We start from the raw sequence: 18598 nt of genomic DNA, 5'->3' as shown, positions 1-18598 counted from the left end.
GAGGGGTGAGGGCGTAGAGGGGGGACCATAAGGAAGTTAGTGATCCAAATCTCAACACGACGTCCTTGGCTCCTATTCTTAGTGATTTTGATCACAACCAAATATGAGAAAGGTTAAAGATTGTTCATGACGCTTTTTATTGCCCTTTTCACCTATCATGCAAAAAGTGTCTTACCGATCACATTAGCTTCGTTAACATCGAGAAATTTTTCGCAAGAGATGTGCAACACAATCTTAATAGCACCAACACCAAAGACATTTAAGTGACAAAAATCACAAAATAAGGGCGTAGTTGATGCCAAATCCATCAACTCTTGAGAATTAGGAAGTGGATCAAAGTAACGAGCATTTCTGATGTCGTACCATCCCTCTCGGCTCACAAGATTGAGCAATTTTTATACAAGCTAGAATTATGCGGTGTGAGTCATTTCTAGTTTTGCTAGCTTTTATACCTAAGTGACCTCGGGAGATGGCATTTTGTGTGGATATTGCCAAACCCAAGACAGGGCAGTGCAAAGTGAAAATCACGCTTAATCGCCGAAACATTGATGGTTGTTTAACGGTGTCGCTGGACGAGAGGAAGACTTCGAGAGGGTCTCTTGTTAAAAACAGTGCGTTGAAGTCACTTGGGTATCATAAATAAGGACATAATTACTAATGTGGATTCCATCTAAACTTACTCGTCCCGGCCGACTACACAATGCCATTGTGCGCCCACGAGTGTTGGACTTACTACAACAAGCGCCTTACTACAAATTGGTTTTGTTCCGTTCTCCAGCAGGTTACGGAAAAACAACGATGGCCGCTCAGTGGCTATCCGATAAGCCAAACGTCGGTTGGTACAGCATTGACGACAGTGACAATGATGGCTTTCGTTTCGTCAACTATTTACTCCAAGCGCTGAACAAAGCGACCAACTTCAGCTGCTCGAATGCGCAAAAGCTGGCCGAAAAGCGCCAGATTTCCTCTTTACGTTCCCTGTTCAGCGAAGTATTTGCCGAAATGGCAGATTTTCATCAAGAGTGCTACGTGGTACTCGACGACTACCATTTGATCACCAACGATGAAATTCATGAATCCATGCGTTTCTTCCTCAAGCACATGCCAGACAACTTAACGGTTGTCGTCACCAGCCGTGCAGCGCCACCTCTGGGCACTGCTAACTTGCGTGTGCGCGATTTAATGATCGAAATCGGCAACGAAATGTTGGCGTTTGATACTGAAGAAACCACCCGCTTCTTTAACCAACGCATTGCCGATGGCATTGATGAAGACATGGCGAACAGCCTAAGAACCTACGTGGAAGGTTGGCCATCTGCCATGCAGTTGATCGCGCTGCAAGCCCAACATCAAAACCGCACATTGGCGCAAACCGTCGAGTCGGTATCGCAGTTCAATCACGCGCATTTGTGGGATTACCTAGTCGAAGAAGTATTCGACCTGCTCGATCACGAAACTCGTCACTTCTTGATGCAAGTTTCTGTGCTGGATCACTTTAACGATGAGTTGGTATTTGCCCTCACCCAACGCGAAGACGCGCTGGGTCTGATTGAATCGCTTAACCGTTATGGCTTGTTCATTTACCCACTTGAAGGCGAGCATAACTGGTTCCGCTTCCACAACTTGTTTGGCGAGTTCTTGTCTCACGAGCGTCAAGCACGTATTCCTCAACAAGAAAAAGATCTTCACCGCAATGCTGCTGTCGCTTGGTTACAACAAAAATCGCCACACCAAGCCATTCATCACGCGCAAAAGTCCAACGATAAAGACTTAGTCGTTGAGATTTTGAATGAATTCGGTTGGAAGATGTTCAACCAAGGTGAACTAAGCACACTCGAGCATGCCATCAATAAGCTGGATGCAGAGCTGCTATTTAGTCACCCTAAATTGACGATGTTACGTGCATGGTTAGCGCAGAGCCAACACCGATACAATCAAGTTGGCCAATTGCTTGAAGAAGCCGAAGAAGAGCATAAAAAGCGCAACATCGAGCTAGATATCCATTACCAAGGCCAAGCCAACGCGCTGCTTGCTCAGGTCGCGATTAACAGCAACCAACCCGAGAAAGCGCTTGAACTTGCGGAGCTGGCTCTCAGCCAACTAGACAACACTATTTACCGTAGCCGAATTGTCGCGACCTCAGTCGTAGGCGAAGTGAACCACGTGCTGGGTAAACTCGACCGCGCGTTGCCAATGATGCAGCAAACCGAAAAATTGGCGCGCCAGTATCAGGTTTACCATCAAGCACTGTGGGCGATTTTACAACAAAGCGAAATATTGATTGCTCAAGGGTACGTGCAAGCGGCCTTTGAGCTGCAAGATTCGGGCTTCCGTCTGATTGAAGATCAGCAATTACAGCACGTTCCTCTGCACGAGTTTTTATTGCGTATCCGCGCGCAAGTTTTATGGTGCTGGAACCGCCTAGATGAAGCCGAAGAGTGTGCGTACCGAGGCCTACAAATTCTCGAAAACCATTCGCCAAGTAAGCACTTACATAGCTACTCAATGTTGGCGCGCATTGCGATTGGCCGTGGCGAGCTAGACAAAGCCGGTAAATTCATCGAGCACATTCAACATTTAATGAAGCAGTCTACGTACCACGTAGATTGGACCGCCAACGCCTCTTTATCGCTGATCTTATTCTGGCAAGCGCGTGGCAATACAGAAGCCATGCAAGAATGGTTGAATACAGCGGTTCGTCCAGAATCGGCATGTAACCACTTCTTGCAACTGCAATGGCGCAATATAGTGCGTGCACACATCAATTTGGGTCAGTATGAGGAAGCACGCCAAGCGCTAAACTTCCTGCAAAGTGAAGCGCGCCGTACCAACCTCATTACCGATACCAATCGCAACCTCGTTGTTGAAGCAGTCTTGGCCGCACGCCAAAAAGACGAAGAGCAAGCCAAAGCGCTGCTAAAAGAAGCGCTAGTAATGACGAACCAAACCGGTATGGTCGGAAACTTCCTAATTGATGGCGCTACGATTGGTGGCCTGCTAGAGAAACTCAGCCTGCGTCATGAGCTGGGCGATCTAGAACGTCACCGCGCTCAACAGCTAATGAAAGACATTTCATCGAATCAACGCAGCCGCTCGATCCACTTTGATGAAGACTTTATTGAAAAGTTGGTAAATCACCCGAATGTGCCGGAGCTTGTACGCACGAGCCCGTTAACACAGCGCGAATGGCAGGTTCTAGGTTTGATTTATTCTGGCTTTAGTAACGAGCAAATCGCACAAGAATTGGATGTGGCAGGTACGACAATCAAAACCCACATTCGCAACTTGTATCAAAAGCTCAACATCGCGAATCGTAAAGAAGCCATTGTAACTGCGGAGAATTTACTACAATTGATGGGTTACTAAATCAAATAACCTTAGTAAAGAAGTGGGCTTTTAATTGAAAACAAAAATGGGTTGGCGTTATGCGTCAGCCCTTTTTTATAAGCCGCCAGTGAGGGAAGTGCAATTTGCAAAGCACGTAAGTAACGTTGTTCATATACGACAGGCAAAAAAATAGCCAACCGCAATAATCGCGATTGGCTCATATTTATTGTGAACAATCTATATTCACTAACAACGTCAGTTGGCTAGGTGACCCTCGGCTTAAGAAGGGTCGAGAAGTATTATGCATTAATCATGCCAATTTTCAAAGCTTTATTTTTGGGCACAAGATCTCATATAAACTGATATTGCCTATATAAATTTTTGCAAAAAACAAAAAATAATTGCATTATGCAATTTCAAAATGCAATTTAGGTAATTTATTAACAATTGAGTTAGTCAAAATGTAAATGAAAATAAAATGTTAACGAGTTGAAAGTTCGCTGTTCTCGCCTTTTCCTGGGATTGATTCATAAGCAACCACTCAAATATTAACTACGACACTATTTCATACTTTTTTCGCAACAATCTTTGTATACTCTGTGCCAACTACATGACTTAGCACTAAAGAAATGAACTATCTAATTACTTTCTTCAAAGGAATAGCCATGGGTGCAGCCGACGTTGTCCCTGGCGTGTCGGGCGGTACTATCGCATTCATAACTGGCATTTACGATACACTGCTTGAAAGCATTCGTCGTATTAACCCGTCTCTTTTCTCTATCTGGCGAAAAGACGGTTTTAAAGCCGCATTCAATCATATTAATGGCTTTTTCCTTATTGCTCTGTTTGCTGGCATCTTGTCGAGCATTGCAACCTTAGCGAAGTTGATCACATGGCTGCTAGACACTCATCCGATCCCTATTTGGTCGTTCTTCTTCGGCCTCATTTTGGTCTCTGTGTATCACATCCTCCGTCAGGTAGAGAAACGCGATGCGATTCGTTTCGTGACTCTTCTACTGGGCGTCGGCTTTGCGTATAGCATTACGGTGCTGAAACCACTGCATCTTGAACCTACCGCTATTAATACGCTGATTGCAGGTGCGGTCGCAATTTGTGCGATGATCCTCCCTGGTATCTCAGGCAGCTTCATCCTGCTACTGATCGGTATGTATACTCCGGTACTTGCGGCCGTAAAAGGCTTCCAAGTGGATACGTTGGCGCTGTTTTTATCGGGCTGCGTGATTGGCCTACTTTCTTTCTCTCATCTGCTCTCGTGGTTACTACGCAAGTTCCGCGACTTCACGCTGATGTTCTTAACTGGTTTGATGATCGGTACACTACCTAAAATCTGGCCTTGGAAAGAAACCTTAACATGGCGTACGAACTCGAAAGGCGAACAAGTACCGTTACTACAACACAACTTGTCTCCATTTGAATTTGAACACATTACCTCTCAACCATCGCAGCTAGTGATTGCGGTCGTAATGATGCTGGCTGCTATTGCGTTGGTTTTAGGTCTCGAAAAGTTCGCAGACTCTGACAAATAAACCGCGCAGCACATTCATAGAAAACGGAGCCATTGGCTCCGTTTTTGTTTTTAGGGCGTAGAAAAAGCCGACAATTCGGTGGTTCGGCACACGCTCTCAACCCAAGTCCGACTCACAATGAGTCGTTAACTCATTCATCTCAAAATCATTTAGGTATAACGCACAAATTGTCGAGTAGACGCCTTGGCGAGTTACACATATGTGCTACGATGCGGTTAATGTTAAGTGATAAATGCTGAACCTTAATGAAAGTGTTAAAAATTGCCGCCATTGCGGTCGCACTCGTTGCGGGATTCTACGCCCCGACGCTGCTCAAGAGTTTCTCTTCTTCCTCGACAGTCAAACCACTTGATGAGTACTGCCTGCTCTCGACAACGGCATGTGTCCAACAAGGTGTCACCATGACACTCAATGTCGATAACGCTCAGCCCCTTATTCCTGCTAAATTCGATGTCGAATGGAACAAAAGTGACGCAGAGCAGTTGGTTCTGAGCCTTTCAGGAAGAGAAATGGAAATGGGTGAGCCGAAGTTTCTCCTCAAGAAAATAGCGCCTGGAAAATACTCTGGCGAAGTCGTGTTGCCCGTTTGCACTCAAGAATCGATGACGTGGGTCGGAGAACTGACCGACGGACAATCCACCATCTATCCCGCCATCAAAATGCAAAGATAAGGAATCATTATGAGCCGCAATTGGTCTCTCTTTCTCGTAGTCGCATTCGTACTGGGTTTCGGTACTAAAACCTATTTAGATAGCCTAGATAAACCCGCAGACGTTTCAAAAACAGCCTCGTCAGAACAAAGCGTGTTGTTTGGCGAAAACAATCAACCAGTCAACGTCTTTGATGTGAACGACCCTCGTATTCGTATCGTGTATTTCGGTTTTACTCGTTGCCCTGATGTCTGCCCAACATCGCTCGCGATGCTGGCAGGTGCACTAAATCAAATCAGCGATGAGCAAAAAGCGCAGCTGCGCCCGATGTTTATCTCTCTCGATCCAGAACGTGATGAAGCAGACGCGTCCGCAAAATATGCGCACTACTTCCACCCTATGATTGAAGGTCTATCTGCGCCGTTGGACATCACGACACCACTTGCTCACCGCTACGGCGTTATTTTCCGTAAAACCGAATTAGAAGGCTCGGAGCTGAAGTACACCCTTGACCACAGCTCTTACTTCTACTTCCTCAAACCGGACGGCACGTTGATCACCAAAGTGCCACACACGCTAACGCCTGCGCCGATTGTTGAAGCAATTTCAAAACTCACCACTAAGGAAGGCTCGAATGAAGGCTAATCAACTGTTTAAAACATTGGCTTTGGGTGCATTACTGCTCAGCCCTTTAGCTCAGGCTAAGCTCGATGTCATGGCGCACGAACCGTATGCGCGTGCTATGGCTCCGGGTGCAACCACCAGTGCCGTCTTCGTAACCTTTGCCAACCGCAGCCAAGACGACATCAATATCGTTGCCGCAGAAACGCTAGCAGCGGGCAAAGTCGAATTGCACGATGTCATTAAAGACGGCGATGTGATGAAAATGCGCCAAATCGACCGCATCACGCTAGGCGCAAAAGAGACCACCGAGCTAAAACCGGGCAGCTTACACATCATGCTGTTTGATTTGAAAACGCCGCTCAATGAAGGGGATGAAATCGAAGTAACCGTGACTTACGATAACGGCCAAAAGCAGAGCTTTAACGCGCCAGTGAAAAAAGTGATGGCAGGGATGAAACATACAGCCCACTAAAATCGAATTAGGCTCCTCATTAGGAGCCTTTGTTTTATTCGCTCTCTCGCAGCGCAATGGCGATTTTATTTAAAAATGTAAATCTGTGCTTTATGCCCCATACAACACACCTCCCTCTTCGCTATAACTCTATTTCCTTGTTTCCACATCTAACCCTGTTCCCGAGATAACTCTTTATGTTTCAAGCTCTCAAACGCGTTTTCAGTTTTTTGACTCAAACCAATCCAAATGTCGAGCAAGACGTGGACACCATTATTGCCGCAATTGGTGGCCTCGATAACGTGGTGGAAACCGGGGCGTGTGCAACGCGGCTAAGACTCACGCTGCGCTCTACTGCTGTCGTAGATAAAGAGGCTTTAAAGAAACATGGCGCTCATGGCGTTGTTGTGTTGGATGAACGTCATATCCAAATCATATACGGTTTGAAAGCCAACACGTATTCGCAGATCATGGAAGAACGAATGACAAGCTAGGCGCTCGTAGCAACTCTCCTAGCAAACTAAGCGGTGATTTTGCTACCCACAAATAAAAAGGGCAGCTATACTCTCCTCGTTTCATTAAACAAAGAATGAACTCACCAACGTATCAACTAACAAAGAGGACACATGATGATTGTATTGAATAGCACTAACTGGGCATCGCAAGGGTAAACCTAACCGCACCAACTCTGTGGCATAGCCACAACTCCCCTTCTCTGCCCGGTCTTCACCGGGGTCAACTCTATCCGAATTAGACCCTAATGCGATTTGTATTAAGGCGCTTTGTTGCGTCTGGGATAATTCAACAATGAATCAAACACATACTTTTTGTGATACATTAATTTCCACTTCAAACCCATTAAAGCGATTGGGTTGGAAACCATTTTTTCAGCAACAACTGACACTAGACGACTACGACAATACGATCTTTGCACGCGTGATCGCGCATCACCGAAGTGGTTATTTGTTGGCAACAGAAGCAGGGCAAGTTCACCTTAATGTCCACCACTCTCTGCCCAATATGACCGTCGGAGACTGGGTGATCTTAAATGAAGATCAGCAATTTGTTCGCTTACTGGATCGCTTGAGCCTCTTTAGCCGCAAAGCGGCGGGCAGCAAAGTGGCAGAGCAACTCATCGCGGCCAATGTCGATACGGTGTTTATCGTCTGCTCACTCAATCACGATTTCAACTTAAGCCGTATTGAACGTTACTTAGCCTTAGTTCACGAAGCTGACGTCGAGCCCGTTATCGTGCTTTCCAAAGCCGATTTGTGCGACGACGTCGATGAACTCAAAAGCCTAGTACAGAAGCTAGACCCTCTGCTAGTCATTGAGACGGTCAACGGCTTAGATGCAGAAAGTACTTCTAAGCTCATGAGCTGGTGTAATGAGGGGCAAACCGTTGCTTTTATCGGTTCATCAGGGGTGGGTAAGTCAACGCTGGTCAACGCGTTACTTGGTCAACAAGAACAATCGACAGGGCATATCCGTGAAGACGACAGCAAAGGACGCCATACGACGACCTCGCGATCGATTCACCTATTACCTGCGGGCGGGATTTTGATCGATACTCCAGGAATGCGAGAAATCCAACTCGTCGATTGCGAAGCTGGTGTCAGCGAAGCCTTTGCTGACGTTGAAGCGCTTGCCGAGCATTGTCGATTTGGTGATTGTAAACACCAAACCGAGCCAGGTTGCGCCGTTCAAGCGGCCATTGAAAATGGCTCTCTTGAAGTTCGCCGTTTCAACAATTATCAAAAGCTGCTGCGAGAACAAGCCTTTAATGGTGCGACCTTGGCAGAGCAACGAGCTCAGAGCCGACAATTTGGCAAACTCACTCGCAATGTGATGAGTGATAAACGCAAACGTCAGCAAAGTTACTGAGTTGTTAGATTTGAGTTGTCAATAAATTCAAAGGAGACTTTCGTCTCCTTTTTAATAACTTTATTAAAAACCATTACTCATAACCAACGAGATTTTTCAACATAAAAATCTCGTTTAGATAACATCGAGCAAACATTTAATCCAAAAACAAACTAAAACTAGACACAAAATATTACCAAGCTAAGATATGTGATATTCAGCAAGAAAATGGCTGAATTTATAAAAACAGGATAATTGATAATCATGTTCTTAGCGCACAGAAGCAATGCTCATTCCTTGTTCATCAAGGGCATTATCGCCGTGTAATGTTTGGCTATTGCCCTGCCGCTCTGACATAAAATTGCAGGAATGACGTATGCAACACAACAGCCTCGTTGCCCGATATGCTCGCGGTAACCTCGTTCTCCAGATCCTTGTCGGTATTGTCTTTGGTATTTTGCTCGCAACAGTTTCACCAAGCCATGCTGAAAGCGTTGGACTGATTGGTAGCCTTTTTGTAGGCGCTCTTAAAGCCATCGCACCGATCCTAGTGTTTATTTTGGTTGCCGCTTCAATCGCGAACCAAAAGAAAAACCAACACACTTACATGCGCCCAATCGTTGTTTTGTACCTAATGGGTACGTTCTTCGCAGCGCTTGCAGCCGTGGTTCTAAGCTTCCTTTTCCCGACCCATCTAACGCTTGTAACCGGCGCTGAAGGTGCAACTCCTCCTCAAGGTATTGCAGAAATCCTACGAACATTGCTGTTTAAACTGGTTGATAACCCAGTAAACGCACTTGTAGAAGCGAACTACATCGGTATTCTTGCTTGGGGTGTGGGTCTTGGCCTTGCACTTCACCACGCATCAGCAACAACGAAAGCGGTATTTGAAGACCTAAGCCACAGTGTTTCTCACATTGTTCGCTTCATCATCCGTCTTGCACCATTTGGTATCTTTGGTCTGGTTGCTTCAACTTTCGCGACAACGGGTTTCAGCGCGCTAGCAAGCTACGCTCACCTTCTTGCGGTTCTACTTGGCGCAATGATGATTATCGCGCTAGTAGTAAACCCAGCGATCGTATTCTTCAAAACCAAACAAAACCCGTACCCATTGGTATTCCAATGTCTACGTGAAAGTGGCGTAACAGCGTTCTTCACTCGCTCAAGTGCAGCGAACATCCCAGTAAACATGGCGCTATGTGAGAAGTTAGACCTAGATGAAGACACTTACTCAGTATCTATCCCTCTGGGTGCAACCATCAACATGGCTGGTGCAGCAATCACTATCACAACGCTAACGCTGGCTGCAGTGCACACAATGGGTATTGAAGTTGACCTAATGACAGCGCTACTTCTAAGTGTTGTCGCGGCGGTTTCTGCATGTGGCGCTTCTGGTGTTGCGGGCGGTTCTTTACTGCTTATCCCTCTAGCGTGTGGTTTGTTTGGCATCTCAAACGACGTAGCAATGCAGGTGGTAGCGGTTGGTTTCATCATCGGTGTGATTCAAGACTCTGCTGAAACAGCGCTAAACAGTTCAACAGACGTTATCTTTACCGCTGCTGTTTGCCGTTCAGAACAGCAAAAAAGCCAGTAAGATAAACATTGAATAATAGAAGGGGAGCCTGTTGGCTCCCCTTTTTCGTTGTCGATAATTTATTGTCGATAGAATATGCATTCGGTATCACTTATTGATCACCAATAAACTTTCTGTCAGTTTTTTCTGAAACACGGGATTTACCCTTAAACTTTCGAGATTCGATGCGTAGAATGCCGCCCCATTGTATGAATGGTCGATTTAATTTAAGGGCAAACGAATGAGATGGTTGTCTAGTTTCTCATTGAAAGAGTGGTTGTTCGCTGCTGTTTTACTGGCCGGAATCTCTGCTTATGCACTTCACCATTCGAACCAGCGCACGTCCGACGCCCGCTCTGCTGCCATTCAAGTTTTGTTTGCCGACATGCAGTACTACGTCTCCATTCTCAACGCCAATGCGAAAGCGTTCAACCAAGAGAATGGCGCAAACCAATGTGTCCTGACGGCTGTGGGCTATCAAGAGTTTTACAACGGCTACCCAGAAACGCAAAGCGAATGTGGCGAACACCTTGGCTTTTTCGACAACATGACGATCTCAGACGAAATGAAGCAAGCAAACTTGGTGTTCATTGAAAACAACACTTATTCGATAGTCGGCTACGGACGTAGTGACTCGCCAGAAGCCTTGATGCAAGGCAAATGCTACGCCTATTACCGATTGGAAGGCGCAGGAAAAGACGGACACAGTTTTAAAGTCGATACGTCCCAATGTTAGCGATCAAAAAAGGAGCCGCCGGGCTCCTTTTTTGTGTTCGAAAATAGCGTTACGCCATTTCTAGTTCCACTTCTTCAATTGGGAAGTGTTTGCTTGGTTCAACAAACTCTTGCTGCGCTGCGATGGTTTGCAGTTCCCATTCGCCTGCATGGTAAGTGGCGCTTAACACCCCGTAACACGCGTCGTGACAATGTTGGAAAGCTTGTTTAGGAGACCAACCTTTCAGCAATCCTGAAGTGAAGATCGCCGAGATAAGGTCGCCCACGCCAACAGGTTGTTTAGCAAACTCAAATTGAGGACGCTTCGCAAGGTAAATGCCTTCTTGCGTTGCCAGTAGCATGTTGAAGCTGCCATTTTCTAGGCAGTAAAGGTGCTTAACTAGCACAACTTTTGGACCTTTCGCTAGCGCACGTTGGCATGCGGTGATCGCATCGTCTAGTGAGTGGATTTCCATCTCAGCAAATTGACTTAGCTCGAATTGGTTCGGAACGATCACGTCCGCCATTGGCATCAAACGAGTCAGAAGATTTTCAGCAATACCCGGAGCCACAATGCAGCCTTTGTCTGGCGCGCCCATCACAGGGTCGCAAACATAAAGTGCGTTCGGATTCGCTTGTTTCACTTTCGTCACAGTATCTTCAACAGCAAGGCACTGCTCTGCGCTGCCTTGGTAGCCGGTCAACACCGCTTGGCATTTTTCCAATGCACCGATGTTTCCAAGACCACGAACTAACTCGCTGATGTCTTCAGCCGCAAACGCTCGCCCAGTCCAGCCTTCTTGATACTGCGTGTGGTTAGAAAATTGAACGGTATGAATCGGCCATACTTCGAAACCCATGCGTTGCATTGGGAAAACGGCACTGCTGTTACCAGCATGACCAAAAGAAACATGAGATTGTATAGAGAGGATACCTTGCATAGTACCTTACCTCTTATTGTTGTTATCGATAGTTCAAAGACAGCGGCAAGCGCCAGTTTTGCGAAACCAGTAGTGTATCCGACAAACCAAGATTCTCTAACTCAATTCTCCTCAATATCTTCAGAGTAAGTTGAAGTGCTGGTTTTCAACACCATCTTCTTAATTTCCATTTTGTCTTTATTCAGTGCGATTTCTAGGGTATCTCCTTCCCTTATCCCGAGCTGAGCCAGGATTGCGCTTGGAATGACTACGGCGGTATCGTCACCGATTTTAACAGGTTGACTTATCATCTTTCGTCCTCCAAATGTCGAAAATGAGTTTTCACGTCATTGGATGTCTAGTCTCAAATACATTGAGCTGACTTGGATTTGGCGTAAATGCCTAAAGACAAAGAGCCTTCCACACCGCGTTTGGGAAGGCTCTTTCAGTATTATTTTTTAATTTGCTAAAGGCTCATGCTTCGCAGCAATCAGACCGTAAGCACTCCAGCCTAGGAAGGTTACGATAGAGCCCCACATCATCGCTTCGTAGCCGGAGCCGTAAAGCGCGTAGAAGCTGTACAGAGAGCCAATCAGAGCGATAACGTTGGTGGTTTTCATCTCGCGCTCCGGCACGTGCGCCACTTGCTGCATGATGAAGATTGCGCCCATACATAGAATGTAAGGAATAACGTTTGTTACTACCGCTAGGTTAACCAGCGCTTCGAACTGCTCGTTCAGCGTTGGAGAGATCGTCATTAGAGACAATACAGATTGGATAATAGTAATCGCGATCATACCTTTGATTGGCGTACCACGTTTGTCCACTTGAGAGAACAATTTAGGGAAGAAGCCAGCATCAGAAGACGATTTGAACACTGACGCGATAGTGAATTGCCAACCCAATAGAGAGCCCGCACAAGCCAATACCGCCATACCCGCAACCACTTTACCAGCGGCTGAACCTAACATCACTGTCCATACAGTTGAGAATGGCGCTGTAGATGCAGCAAGCTCAGAGTTTGCAACGATACCAGAACAGATGTTTGTCGATACAATGTAAACCACAGCCGCGATTAGTGTACCGCCCAGTACTGCGATTGGTACGTTCTTCTCTGGGTTTTCTACCGCTTCAGAGTTCGCACAAGCTGATTCAAGACCAAGGAATGCCCATAGCGTCATCGCAATAGAAGCGCTCACTGCCTCACCAAATGGCAAGCTGTGTGGGTTCCAAGCTTCAATGTACATGGTTGGGTTAAACCAGAACCAACCAACAATACCCAATGAACACACTGGTAGGATTACACCCCACACGGTGAATGTACCAATTTGACCTGTGATTTTCGCGCCACCGAAGTTAGCGAAAGTACAAATCCAAAGAATGGCGATAGTGTACAAACAGGTTTCGACCGGAGATAGGGTCACTTCAAAGAATGCGGAGCCGTAACCCACACAAGTAATCGCGATCGCAATGTTCGCAATAAGGAGCGACAAACCGTAAGTCCAGCCCGCCATAAATGCACCCGATTTACCGAATGCATAAGACGCGTAACCGTTCATACCGCCGTCACGTTTACTAAAACGACCACATTTTGCAAACACGTAAGCCAACGCCAAAGAGCCCGCCGCCGTGATCAGCCAAGACAACACAGAAATGGTGCCCACTTGCGCCAGTTTACTTGGCAGCATGATGATACCGGAGCCGGCCATGTTGATGAATGTCAGAATGGTTAACTGCACCACCGACATTTTTTTAGTTTCAGTACTCATAAATTATTCTCCACGAATAAGCGGTTCGCACCGACGCCGGAGCGTGGTGCGAACGGGTAGATTAATCTTTTAGGACATAACAATGTGCGGTAGTGCGACCGTTAACATCTTCAAGGTACACACCTTGAATTTCTGGCGCGAAGCCTGGGAAGCGGTTAATACCTTCTTCTAGAGATAGGAAGTAATCCACCACGTGTGGGGTCCAGATTTCACCAGTGATCACACAGATGATGCCTGGAGGGTAAGGAAGTGCACCCTCAGCGGCTACGCGACCAACGGCCTCTTTAAGTGGTAGGTAATCGCATTCACCACGGAAGTATTTGCGTGTCGCCACGTCTGGTTTGTGAACCATTTGTGGGAAGTACTCGCTGCGGAACATCGCTTTTTGTAGCTGTTTCACGTTCAGCTCTTTGTACATGTCATGCATTTCCTGACATAACTGACGGATGGTGTAGCCACGGTAGCGTTCTTTATTCGCTTCGTAGACGCTTGGAAGTACGATACTTAGAGGCGCATCATCACGGATGAATTTTTCGAATCGGTTAATTTGAGCCACAAGGTGACGGATCTTACCCATATCTTCCGCAGGAGTGAGTAGGAACAAGATAGAGTTCAAGTCACACTTCTCAGGGATGATGCCGTTTTCACGAAGGAAGTTCGCCAATAGCGTTGCAGGAATACCGAAATCTGCGTAGCTGCCGTCTTCTGCAATACCCGCAGTAGTTAGCAACAATTTACATGGGTCAACGAAGTATTGACCTTCACCGTAACCTTCAAATTTGTGCCAGCTTGCGTTTGGCTCAAACATGAAGAATTTCTTGTTCGTTGCGATCACGTCAGTGTCGTAGCTGCCCCAAGGTTGACCTTCAACTTCGTCTGGAATGAACGGACGAATCAATTCACAACTCTTAAGGATTTCTTTACGCGCTTCGATACCAGTCTTAACCGCATCACGCCATAAACGCAGACCTGCTTCGCCATCGTGGATCTTCGCGTTCACATCAAGCGCAGAGAACAGTGCGTAGAATGGTGAAGTCGATGCGTGCATCATAAACGCGTTATTAAAGCGTTTGTGGTTACAGTAACGAGCTTGACCTTTGATATGGCGGTCTTTCTTGTGGATTTGCGATGTTTGAGAGAAGCCAGCTTGTTGTTTGTGAACAGACTGAGTCACGATCACACCTGCGTCTTCTGGTTTCAAATCCAGCAGCAGTGGTGAACAGTCTTTCATCATCGGGATGAACTGCTCGTAACCAACCCACGCAGAGTCAAACAGGATGTAGTCACAAAGATGACCGATCTTATCCATCACGTAACGAGCGTTGTAGATAGTACCGTCGTAAGTACCAAGCTGGATAATAGCAAGACGGAAAGGACGTTCATCGCGTGCACGTTCTGGATCCACTTTCGCGATTTGAGCACGAATGTATTCTTCATCGAAACAGTGCTCATCCATACCACCGATGAAGCCCCAAGGGTTACGCGCCGTTTCTAAGTAAACTGGCATACCACCCGCTTGGATTAACGCACCGTGGTGGTTCGATTTGTGGTTGTTACGGTCGAACAGTACCAAATCACCTTCAGTTACTAGCGCGTTACACACCACTTTGTTTGAAGCAGAAGTACCGTTGAGCACGAAGTAAGTTTTGTCCGCGTTAAATACTTTTGCAGCGTGCGCTTGCGCTTGGTGTGCAGAACCTTCGTGGATCAGCAAGTCACCTAAATCTACGTCCGCGTTACACAAGTCACTACGGAACAGGTTTTCGCCGAAGAAATCGTAGAATTGTTTACCAGCTGGGTGTTTTTTGAAGAACTGACCACCTTGGTGTCCCGGACAGTCAAACGCTGAGTTACCCATCTCAACATAGTGCGTTAATTGCTTGAAGAAAGGAGGAAGCAGACGACATTCGTACTTGGTTACTGCTTCATTGATTTGACGACAGTAGTACTCAATAGATTGTCTTTCTAAATCGATAACGCCAGTTAGCCAAACGTAATCTTCTGCCGAAACTGGGTTTTCATCCGTTACTAAGAAAACTGGAATACCGTAACCCGTTTCAGAAATCATTTTATGCAGACCTGCTTTAATGTCTGCTGAAGTAATAATAGCCGCACCAACGTCGGTTAATTCAACTTGCTCTAAAGGTTGTAAATGACGATTAAATTGTTCATCTAAAGATTCAGCTAATAAACTGAAGTCTTCTGGCATGTAATTACTAACACCTATAATTAAACGTTTCATTTGGAATATCTCTTTTTTGTTCTTTAAAATTGACAGGTACAGATATTACAAACGAAAACGATATTTAAAATTCAAAAAACAAATTTCGTGATTAAATTTTCATATTTAAAAGTCTTATTTTCTCGAAATAAAATTTCGCGATCTTCATCACTTTCCAATTGATAGCCAAATGATATTGAAACCAGGCTTAAAAGGAAAAATAATTAAAAATTGTGTGACCACAGCCATTGTTGTTAGAAATAAAATATCAAGAAAATAAATTTTTGAGATTTCTATCACTATATAATTAGTAGGACTATATTAGTAGGGATAATAAATATTTTAATTTTAACTAAATTTAAACACATAATAAAAAAGCCATCAACACATGTATTGATGGCTTTTTACTTTAGGTGCAAAGGAAACACAATTCAATTAAATAAATGGCTATCTAGTTTTACGCCATTGTTGGACCATTGTTGATAGCGTTTTACCGCGATACCAGACGAGTACATGGTATGCTTACAATCCATGCACTCGACAAAGTACAGCCCGCTCATTCCTGCCATAACGTGCAGTCTACGGCTATCGCAACGCTTACAGGACAAGCGTTGCACCTTAGAGTTCACATCTATGCGTCGGGCAAAGTTAAGAGTCTCATGAGAGCAAAGGGCTTCCACTGCGCTTTCCTTGAACGGATGCTCACTGAGTAAATGATTGATGGCGTAGTCGTACACCGGGGGAATCGAAGATTTGCCACTTTCAATATTGGTTATCTTAGCTACGGAAACTCCCAACAAAGACGCAAACTCCGCTTTGCTGTATTCCAAGATGAACCTTGAAGAGATGAACTTATCTGCACTAATGATTCTCAACATACACAAATCTCTAATAGAAATAAAACAGAGCAAATGGAATATGCTCCATTTTCTGTTGAAACATGTAATGAAAAAGTTACTTCCGAATGTTTTTATACGCATAGTATGCGCTATTTTTATTTGCTTATTATCTTGCGCCTAATTAAGAATAAAATCAACAAATCAAATCTTAAACCAAAAATAGAAATTTAGATTTAGAGGTACAAATTTTAATTAATATTATTAGATAAAGTAATGAGTGTATTTTTTAGCCTTTTATTTATAGCCACGAAATTAATTTCCAATTCCAGTTAATTAGATATTGGAAATGTTTGATTTGAGCTTAATAACCATCTCTGAAACAGGGGGGATTCCCCTCCATTTTTAGGTTTCACTAGAAAGTCTGAACTAAACGTACAAAATCTGTTGAGAAATCGAATAAATAATATGCAAATGAATAAATTAAGATCTTCGCAACACTCAACTATGACAGCTTGGCCATGTTTGCAACGTTGGTACATATAGAAGCGAACATCGGGATTCAGGACTCGATGCGAAGAGAAAACACGCAAACGTCTTAAAAACGGTGTACTCGTCTCTATATAGAGATTCTTGTAAAAACAGGGATGGAAAGAGAGAGGGTGGCATCGCCTAGAGGAGCTTGCCAGTAGCTGTTATCAGGCAATAAAAAAGCCTCATTACTGAGGCTCTTCGAAGATTAAGGTTGTAAAAAATTCTGCGTAAAATCGAGCACATCTTTGGAAGGCGTTTTCTGCTCAGGTGGTTTCGCTGATTGATCTTCTGTTGTGACCGTTGTCATATCCGGTTCGAAGTTCAGCTCCGTCGTCTCTTCCCACGTATTCGCCCCAGATTTGTGCTCGTCACTTAACACCTCGTTAAGCTCTTCTTCGCCAGGGAAATATACGTCACGTTTGTACACTTTATTCAGCGCACGAATGATCGAGTGCTTTTTCACCATGCCAGATGCGAGCTTTCTTTGCAGAGGCTTCGCAATGGATTGAAGTCCAACCACCACATCCACACCTATGTTCGCCGCGACTTCATCACGAAGGACGCGAGCTGGTTGATAACCCATATTGGCAGAAAGAAACAACCAAACATACGCAATCGCATTGCCTGTTTTGCCTCTGTCTTTCCATGCTTCGCCTGCATGGTACATCGCTTCTGCGCTGCCGCCCTCAGCAGCACGTTCCAGCCAATAGCAACCTTTCACCATGCTCTTGTCTGCGCCAATGCCGTTTAGATAACACAAGCCGACTTGAATTTTGCCTTCTGCACTGTCTTTTTCTGCCGCTTTCATAAACCAGTAAAGCGCATCGGCTTTATGGCCTGAAGTATTTTCAGGCGAGAGCTGCCACTCTCCCATGTAAAGCATCGCAGCAACGCAACCTTCTTCGGCCGCCGTCTCGATGAGTTGATGGCCTTTCGGGATGTTCTTCTCTACCCCTCGACCAAACACCAGTGCTTTACCTGTCGTGAACTTCGCTTCAATATCACCTTCCATGCCCGCGATGGCAGTTCGCCAAAAGTTCGCCTGCTCTTTTAAGATCACATCTTCTCGCATTCGCTCACTAAGGCGCACAATGCCGTACATGCCTGTCACGTTATCCAACTTCGCCGCTTTGTCGTACCAATACAGCGCTTGTCGAACGTTGTCCCGCTCAGCTTCTTTCGCTAAAAACAAAATCGTCGGGATGTGGCCAGTTTCTGCTTTAAACTCACGCTCTTTGCGTTCTTGCTCGCGCGCCTTTTGCATCGCTTTACGATACGCAGCTTCACGCGCTTTCCTCTCGGTCTCCAGCCGTTGCCTTCGCATCGACAATGAGATCATCCAAACAAATATCAGGACGAGTGAAAGGCCAGTTGCCGCAATGGCAATGCCCATACTACTCATAGATAGCCTCTTTTTTAGTCAGGGCCCAAATGAACTCCCTACCGGGGAGTCTTGAAAATCACATGCCGACCAATATCGACAGCCTTTATTATATAACGACCATTACCGCAAAATCTGAAGCTTCTAAGTGTCTGTTGGCGTTATTTTATTCAATATCAGCGTAACTT

The 18598-nt window shown here is 45.4% G+C and carries 15 protein-coding genes; 9 read left to right on the top strand and 6 right to left on the bottom strand.

The features are described 5' to 3' along the window. The first annotated feature begins 657 nt into the window (after positions 1-657). From malT to NL646_RS10125, 9 genes are all read left to right on the top strand, one after another. Positions 658-3366, top strand: coding sequence for an HTH-type transcriptional regulator MalT (gene malT / locus NL646_RS10165; RefSeq protein WP_005480178.1), 2709 nt, complete (start codon positions 658-660; stop codon positions 3364-3366). 590 nt (positions 3367-3956) lie between these two features. After that, complete coding sequence (locus NL646_RS10160; RefSeq protein WP_253664178.1) at positions 3957-4874, top strand: DUF368 domain-containing protein; 918 nt, start codon at positions 3957-3959, stop codon at positions 4872-4874. 245 nt (positions 4875-5119) lie between these two features. Next, positions 5120-5545, top strand: a complete 426-nt coding sequence (locus NL646_RS10155) for a hypothetical protein (protein ID WP_015313652.1) — start codon at positions 5120-5122, stop codon at positions 5543-5545. A gap of 9 nt (positions 5546-5554) precedes the next feature. After that, positions 5555-6169 (top strand): SCO family protein, encoded by a 615-nt coding sequence (locus tag NL646_RS10150; RefSeq protein ID WP_015313653.1) that lies wholly within the window; start codon positions 5555-5557, stop codon positions 6167-6169. Beyond that, complete coding sequence (locus tag NL646_RS10145; RefSeq protein ID WP_253664177.1) at positions 6159-6620, top strand: copper chaperone PCu(A)C; 462 nt, start codon at positions 6159-6161, stop codon at positions 6618-6620. Before NL646_RS10150 ends, NL646_RS10145 begins: the two co-directional genes overlap by 11 nt. Positions 6621-6796: 176 nt before the next feature. Then, a complete protein-coding gene (locus NL646_RS10140; protein ID WP_005480175.1) occupies positions 6797-7093 on the top strand; it encodes a glucose PTS transporter subunit EIIB in 297 nt (98 codons plus the stop codon). Between the two features lie 313 nt (positions 7094-7406). Continuing rightward, on the top strand, positions 7407-8483 hold the full coding sequence (gene rsgA, locus NL646_RS10135) for a ribosome small subunit-dependent GTPase A (protein ID WP_015313655.1): 1077 nt from the start codon (positions 7407-7409) through the stop codon (positions 8481-8483). A gap of 355 nt (positions 8484-8838) precedes the next feature. Continuing rightward, positions 8839-10056, top strand: coding sequence for a serine/threonine transporter SstT (gene sstT, locus NL646_RS10130; protein WP_005458382.1), 1218 nt, complete (start codon positions 8839-8841; stop codon positions 10054-10056). A 220-nt stretch (positions 10057-10276) separates the two neighbouring features. After that, the gene (locus tag NL646_RS10125; protein WP_029853268.1) at positions 10277-10771 is read left to right on the top strand and encodes a hypothetical protein; all 495 of its coding nucleotides are present in this window, start codon (positions 10277-10279) and stop codon (positions 10769-10771) included. Between the two features lie 49 nt (positions 10772-10820). Here the strand turns inward: NL646_RS10125 and pdxY are convergent, their stop codons facing one another. From pdxY to NL646_RS10095, 6 genes are all read right to left on the bottom strand, one after another. Further along, entirely contained in the window at positions 10821-11690 is an 870-nt protein-coding gene (gene pdxY, locus NL646_RS10120; RefSeq protein WP_005499985.1) for a pyridoxal kinase PdxY, read from the bottom strand. Between the two features lie 101 nt (positions 11691-11791). Beyond that, positions 11792-11980 (bottom strand): AbrB/MazE/SpoVT family DNA-binding domain-containing protein, encoded by a 189-nt coding sequence (locus NL646_RS10115; RefSeq protein ID WP_025526875.1) that lies wholly within the window; start codon positions 11978-11980, stop codon positions 11792-11794. 147 nt (positions 11981-12127) lie between these two features. Next, positions 12128-13438 carry a putrescine-ornithine antiporter gene (potE, locus tag NL646_RS10110; protein WP_005374814.1) on the bottom strand — a complete coding sequence of 437 codons (1311 nt, stop codon included), beginning with the start codon at positions 13436-13438 and terminating at the stop codon, positions 12128-12130. Positions 13439-13499: 61 nt separating this feature from the next. Next, the gene (gene speF, locus NL646_RS10105; protein ID WP_011106546.1) at positions 13500-15680 is read right to left on the bottom strand and encodes an ornithine decarboxylase SpeF; all 2181 of its coding nucleotides are present in this window, start codon (positions 15678-15680) and stop codon (positions 13500-13502) included. A gap of 410 nt (positions 15681-16090) precedes the next feature. Further along, positions 16091-16537, bottom strand: coding sequence for a helix-turn-helix transcriptional regulator (locus NL646_RS10100; RefSeq protein WP_005458369.1), 447 nt, complete (start codon positions 16535-16537; stop codon positions 16091-16093). Between the two features lie 697 nt (positions 16538-17234). Further along, positions 17235-18431 carry a tetratricopeptide repeat protein gene (locus NL646_RS10095; protein WP_005499994.1) on the bottom strand — a complete coding sequence of 399 codons (1197 nt, stop codon included), beginning with the start codon at positions 18429-18431 and terminating at the stop codon, positions 17235-17237. Between the last annotated feature and the right edge of the window lie 167 nt (positions 18432-18598).

It is taken from the genome of Vibrio sp. Y20_XG_PY13, assembly GCF_024181925.1.
Lineage (GTDB): Bacteria > Pseudomonadota > Gammaproteobacteria > Enterobacterales > Vibrionaceae > Vibrio > Vibrio parahaemolyticus.
Note: the sequence above shows the minus strand (reverse complement) of the source record. Positions and strands in the feature narration are given on the sequence as shown.

Coding starts and splice junctions, on each gene's coding strand:
- malT (WP_005480178.1), top strand. CDS start 658: ATGTGGATTCCATCTAAACTTACTCGTCCCGGCCGACTACACAATGCC.
- NL646_RS10160 (WP_253664178.1), top strand. CDS start 3,957: ATGAACTATCTAATTACTTTCTTCAAAGGAATAGCCATGGGTGCAGCC.
- NL646_RS10155 (WP_015313652.1), top strand. CDS start 5,120: ATGAAAGTGTTAAAAATTGCCGCCATTGCGGTCGCACTCGTTGCGGGA.
- NL646_RS10150 (WP_015313653.1), top strand. CDS start 5,555: ATGAGCCGCAATTGGTCTCTCTTTCTCGTAGTCGCATTCGTACTGGGT.
- NL646_RS10145 (WP_253664177.1), top strand. CDS start 6,159: ATGAAGGCTAATCAACTGTTTAAAACATTGGCTTTGGGTGCATTACTG.
- NL646_RS10140 (WP_005480175.1), top strand. CDS start 6,797: ATGTTTCAAGCTCTCAAACGCGTTTTCAGTTTTTTGACTCAAACCAAT.
- rsgA (WP_015313655.1), top strand. CDS start 7,407: ATGAATCAAACACATACTTTTTGTGATACATTAATTTCCACTTCAAAC.
- sstT (WP_005458382.1), top strand. CDS start 8,839: ATGCAACACAACAGCCTCGTTGCCCGATATGCTCGCGGTAACCTCGTT.
- NL646_RS10125 (WP_029853268.1), top strand. CDS start 10,277: ATGAGATGGTTGTCTAGTTTCTCATTGAAAGAGTGGTTGTTCGCTGCT.
- pdxY (WP_005499985.1), bottom strand. CDS start 11,690: ATGCAAGGTATCCTCTCTATACAATCTCATGTTTCTTTTGGTCATGCT.
- NL646_RS10115 (WP_025526875.1), bottom strand. CDS start 11,980: ATGATAAGTCAACCTGTTAAAATCGGTGACGATACCGCCGTAGTCATT.
- potE (WP_005374814.1), bottom strand. CDS start 13,438: ATGAGTACTGAAACTAAAAAAATGTCGGTGGTGCAGTTAACCATTCTG.
- speF (WP_011106546.1), bottom strand. CDS start 15,680: ATGAAACGTTTAATTATAGGTGTTAGTAATTACATGCCAGAAGACTTC.
- NL646_RS10100 (WP_005458369.1), bottom strand. CDS start 16,537: ATGTTGAGAATCATTAGTGCAGATAAGTTCATCTCTTCAAGGTTCATC.
- NL646_RS10095 (WP_005499994.1), bottom strand. CDS start 18,431: ATGAGTAGTATGGGCATTGCCATTGCGGCAACTGGCCTTTCACTCGTC.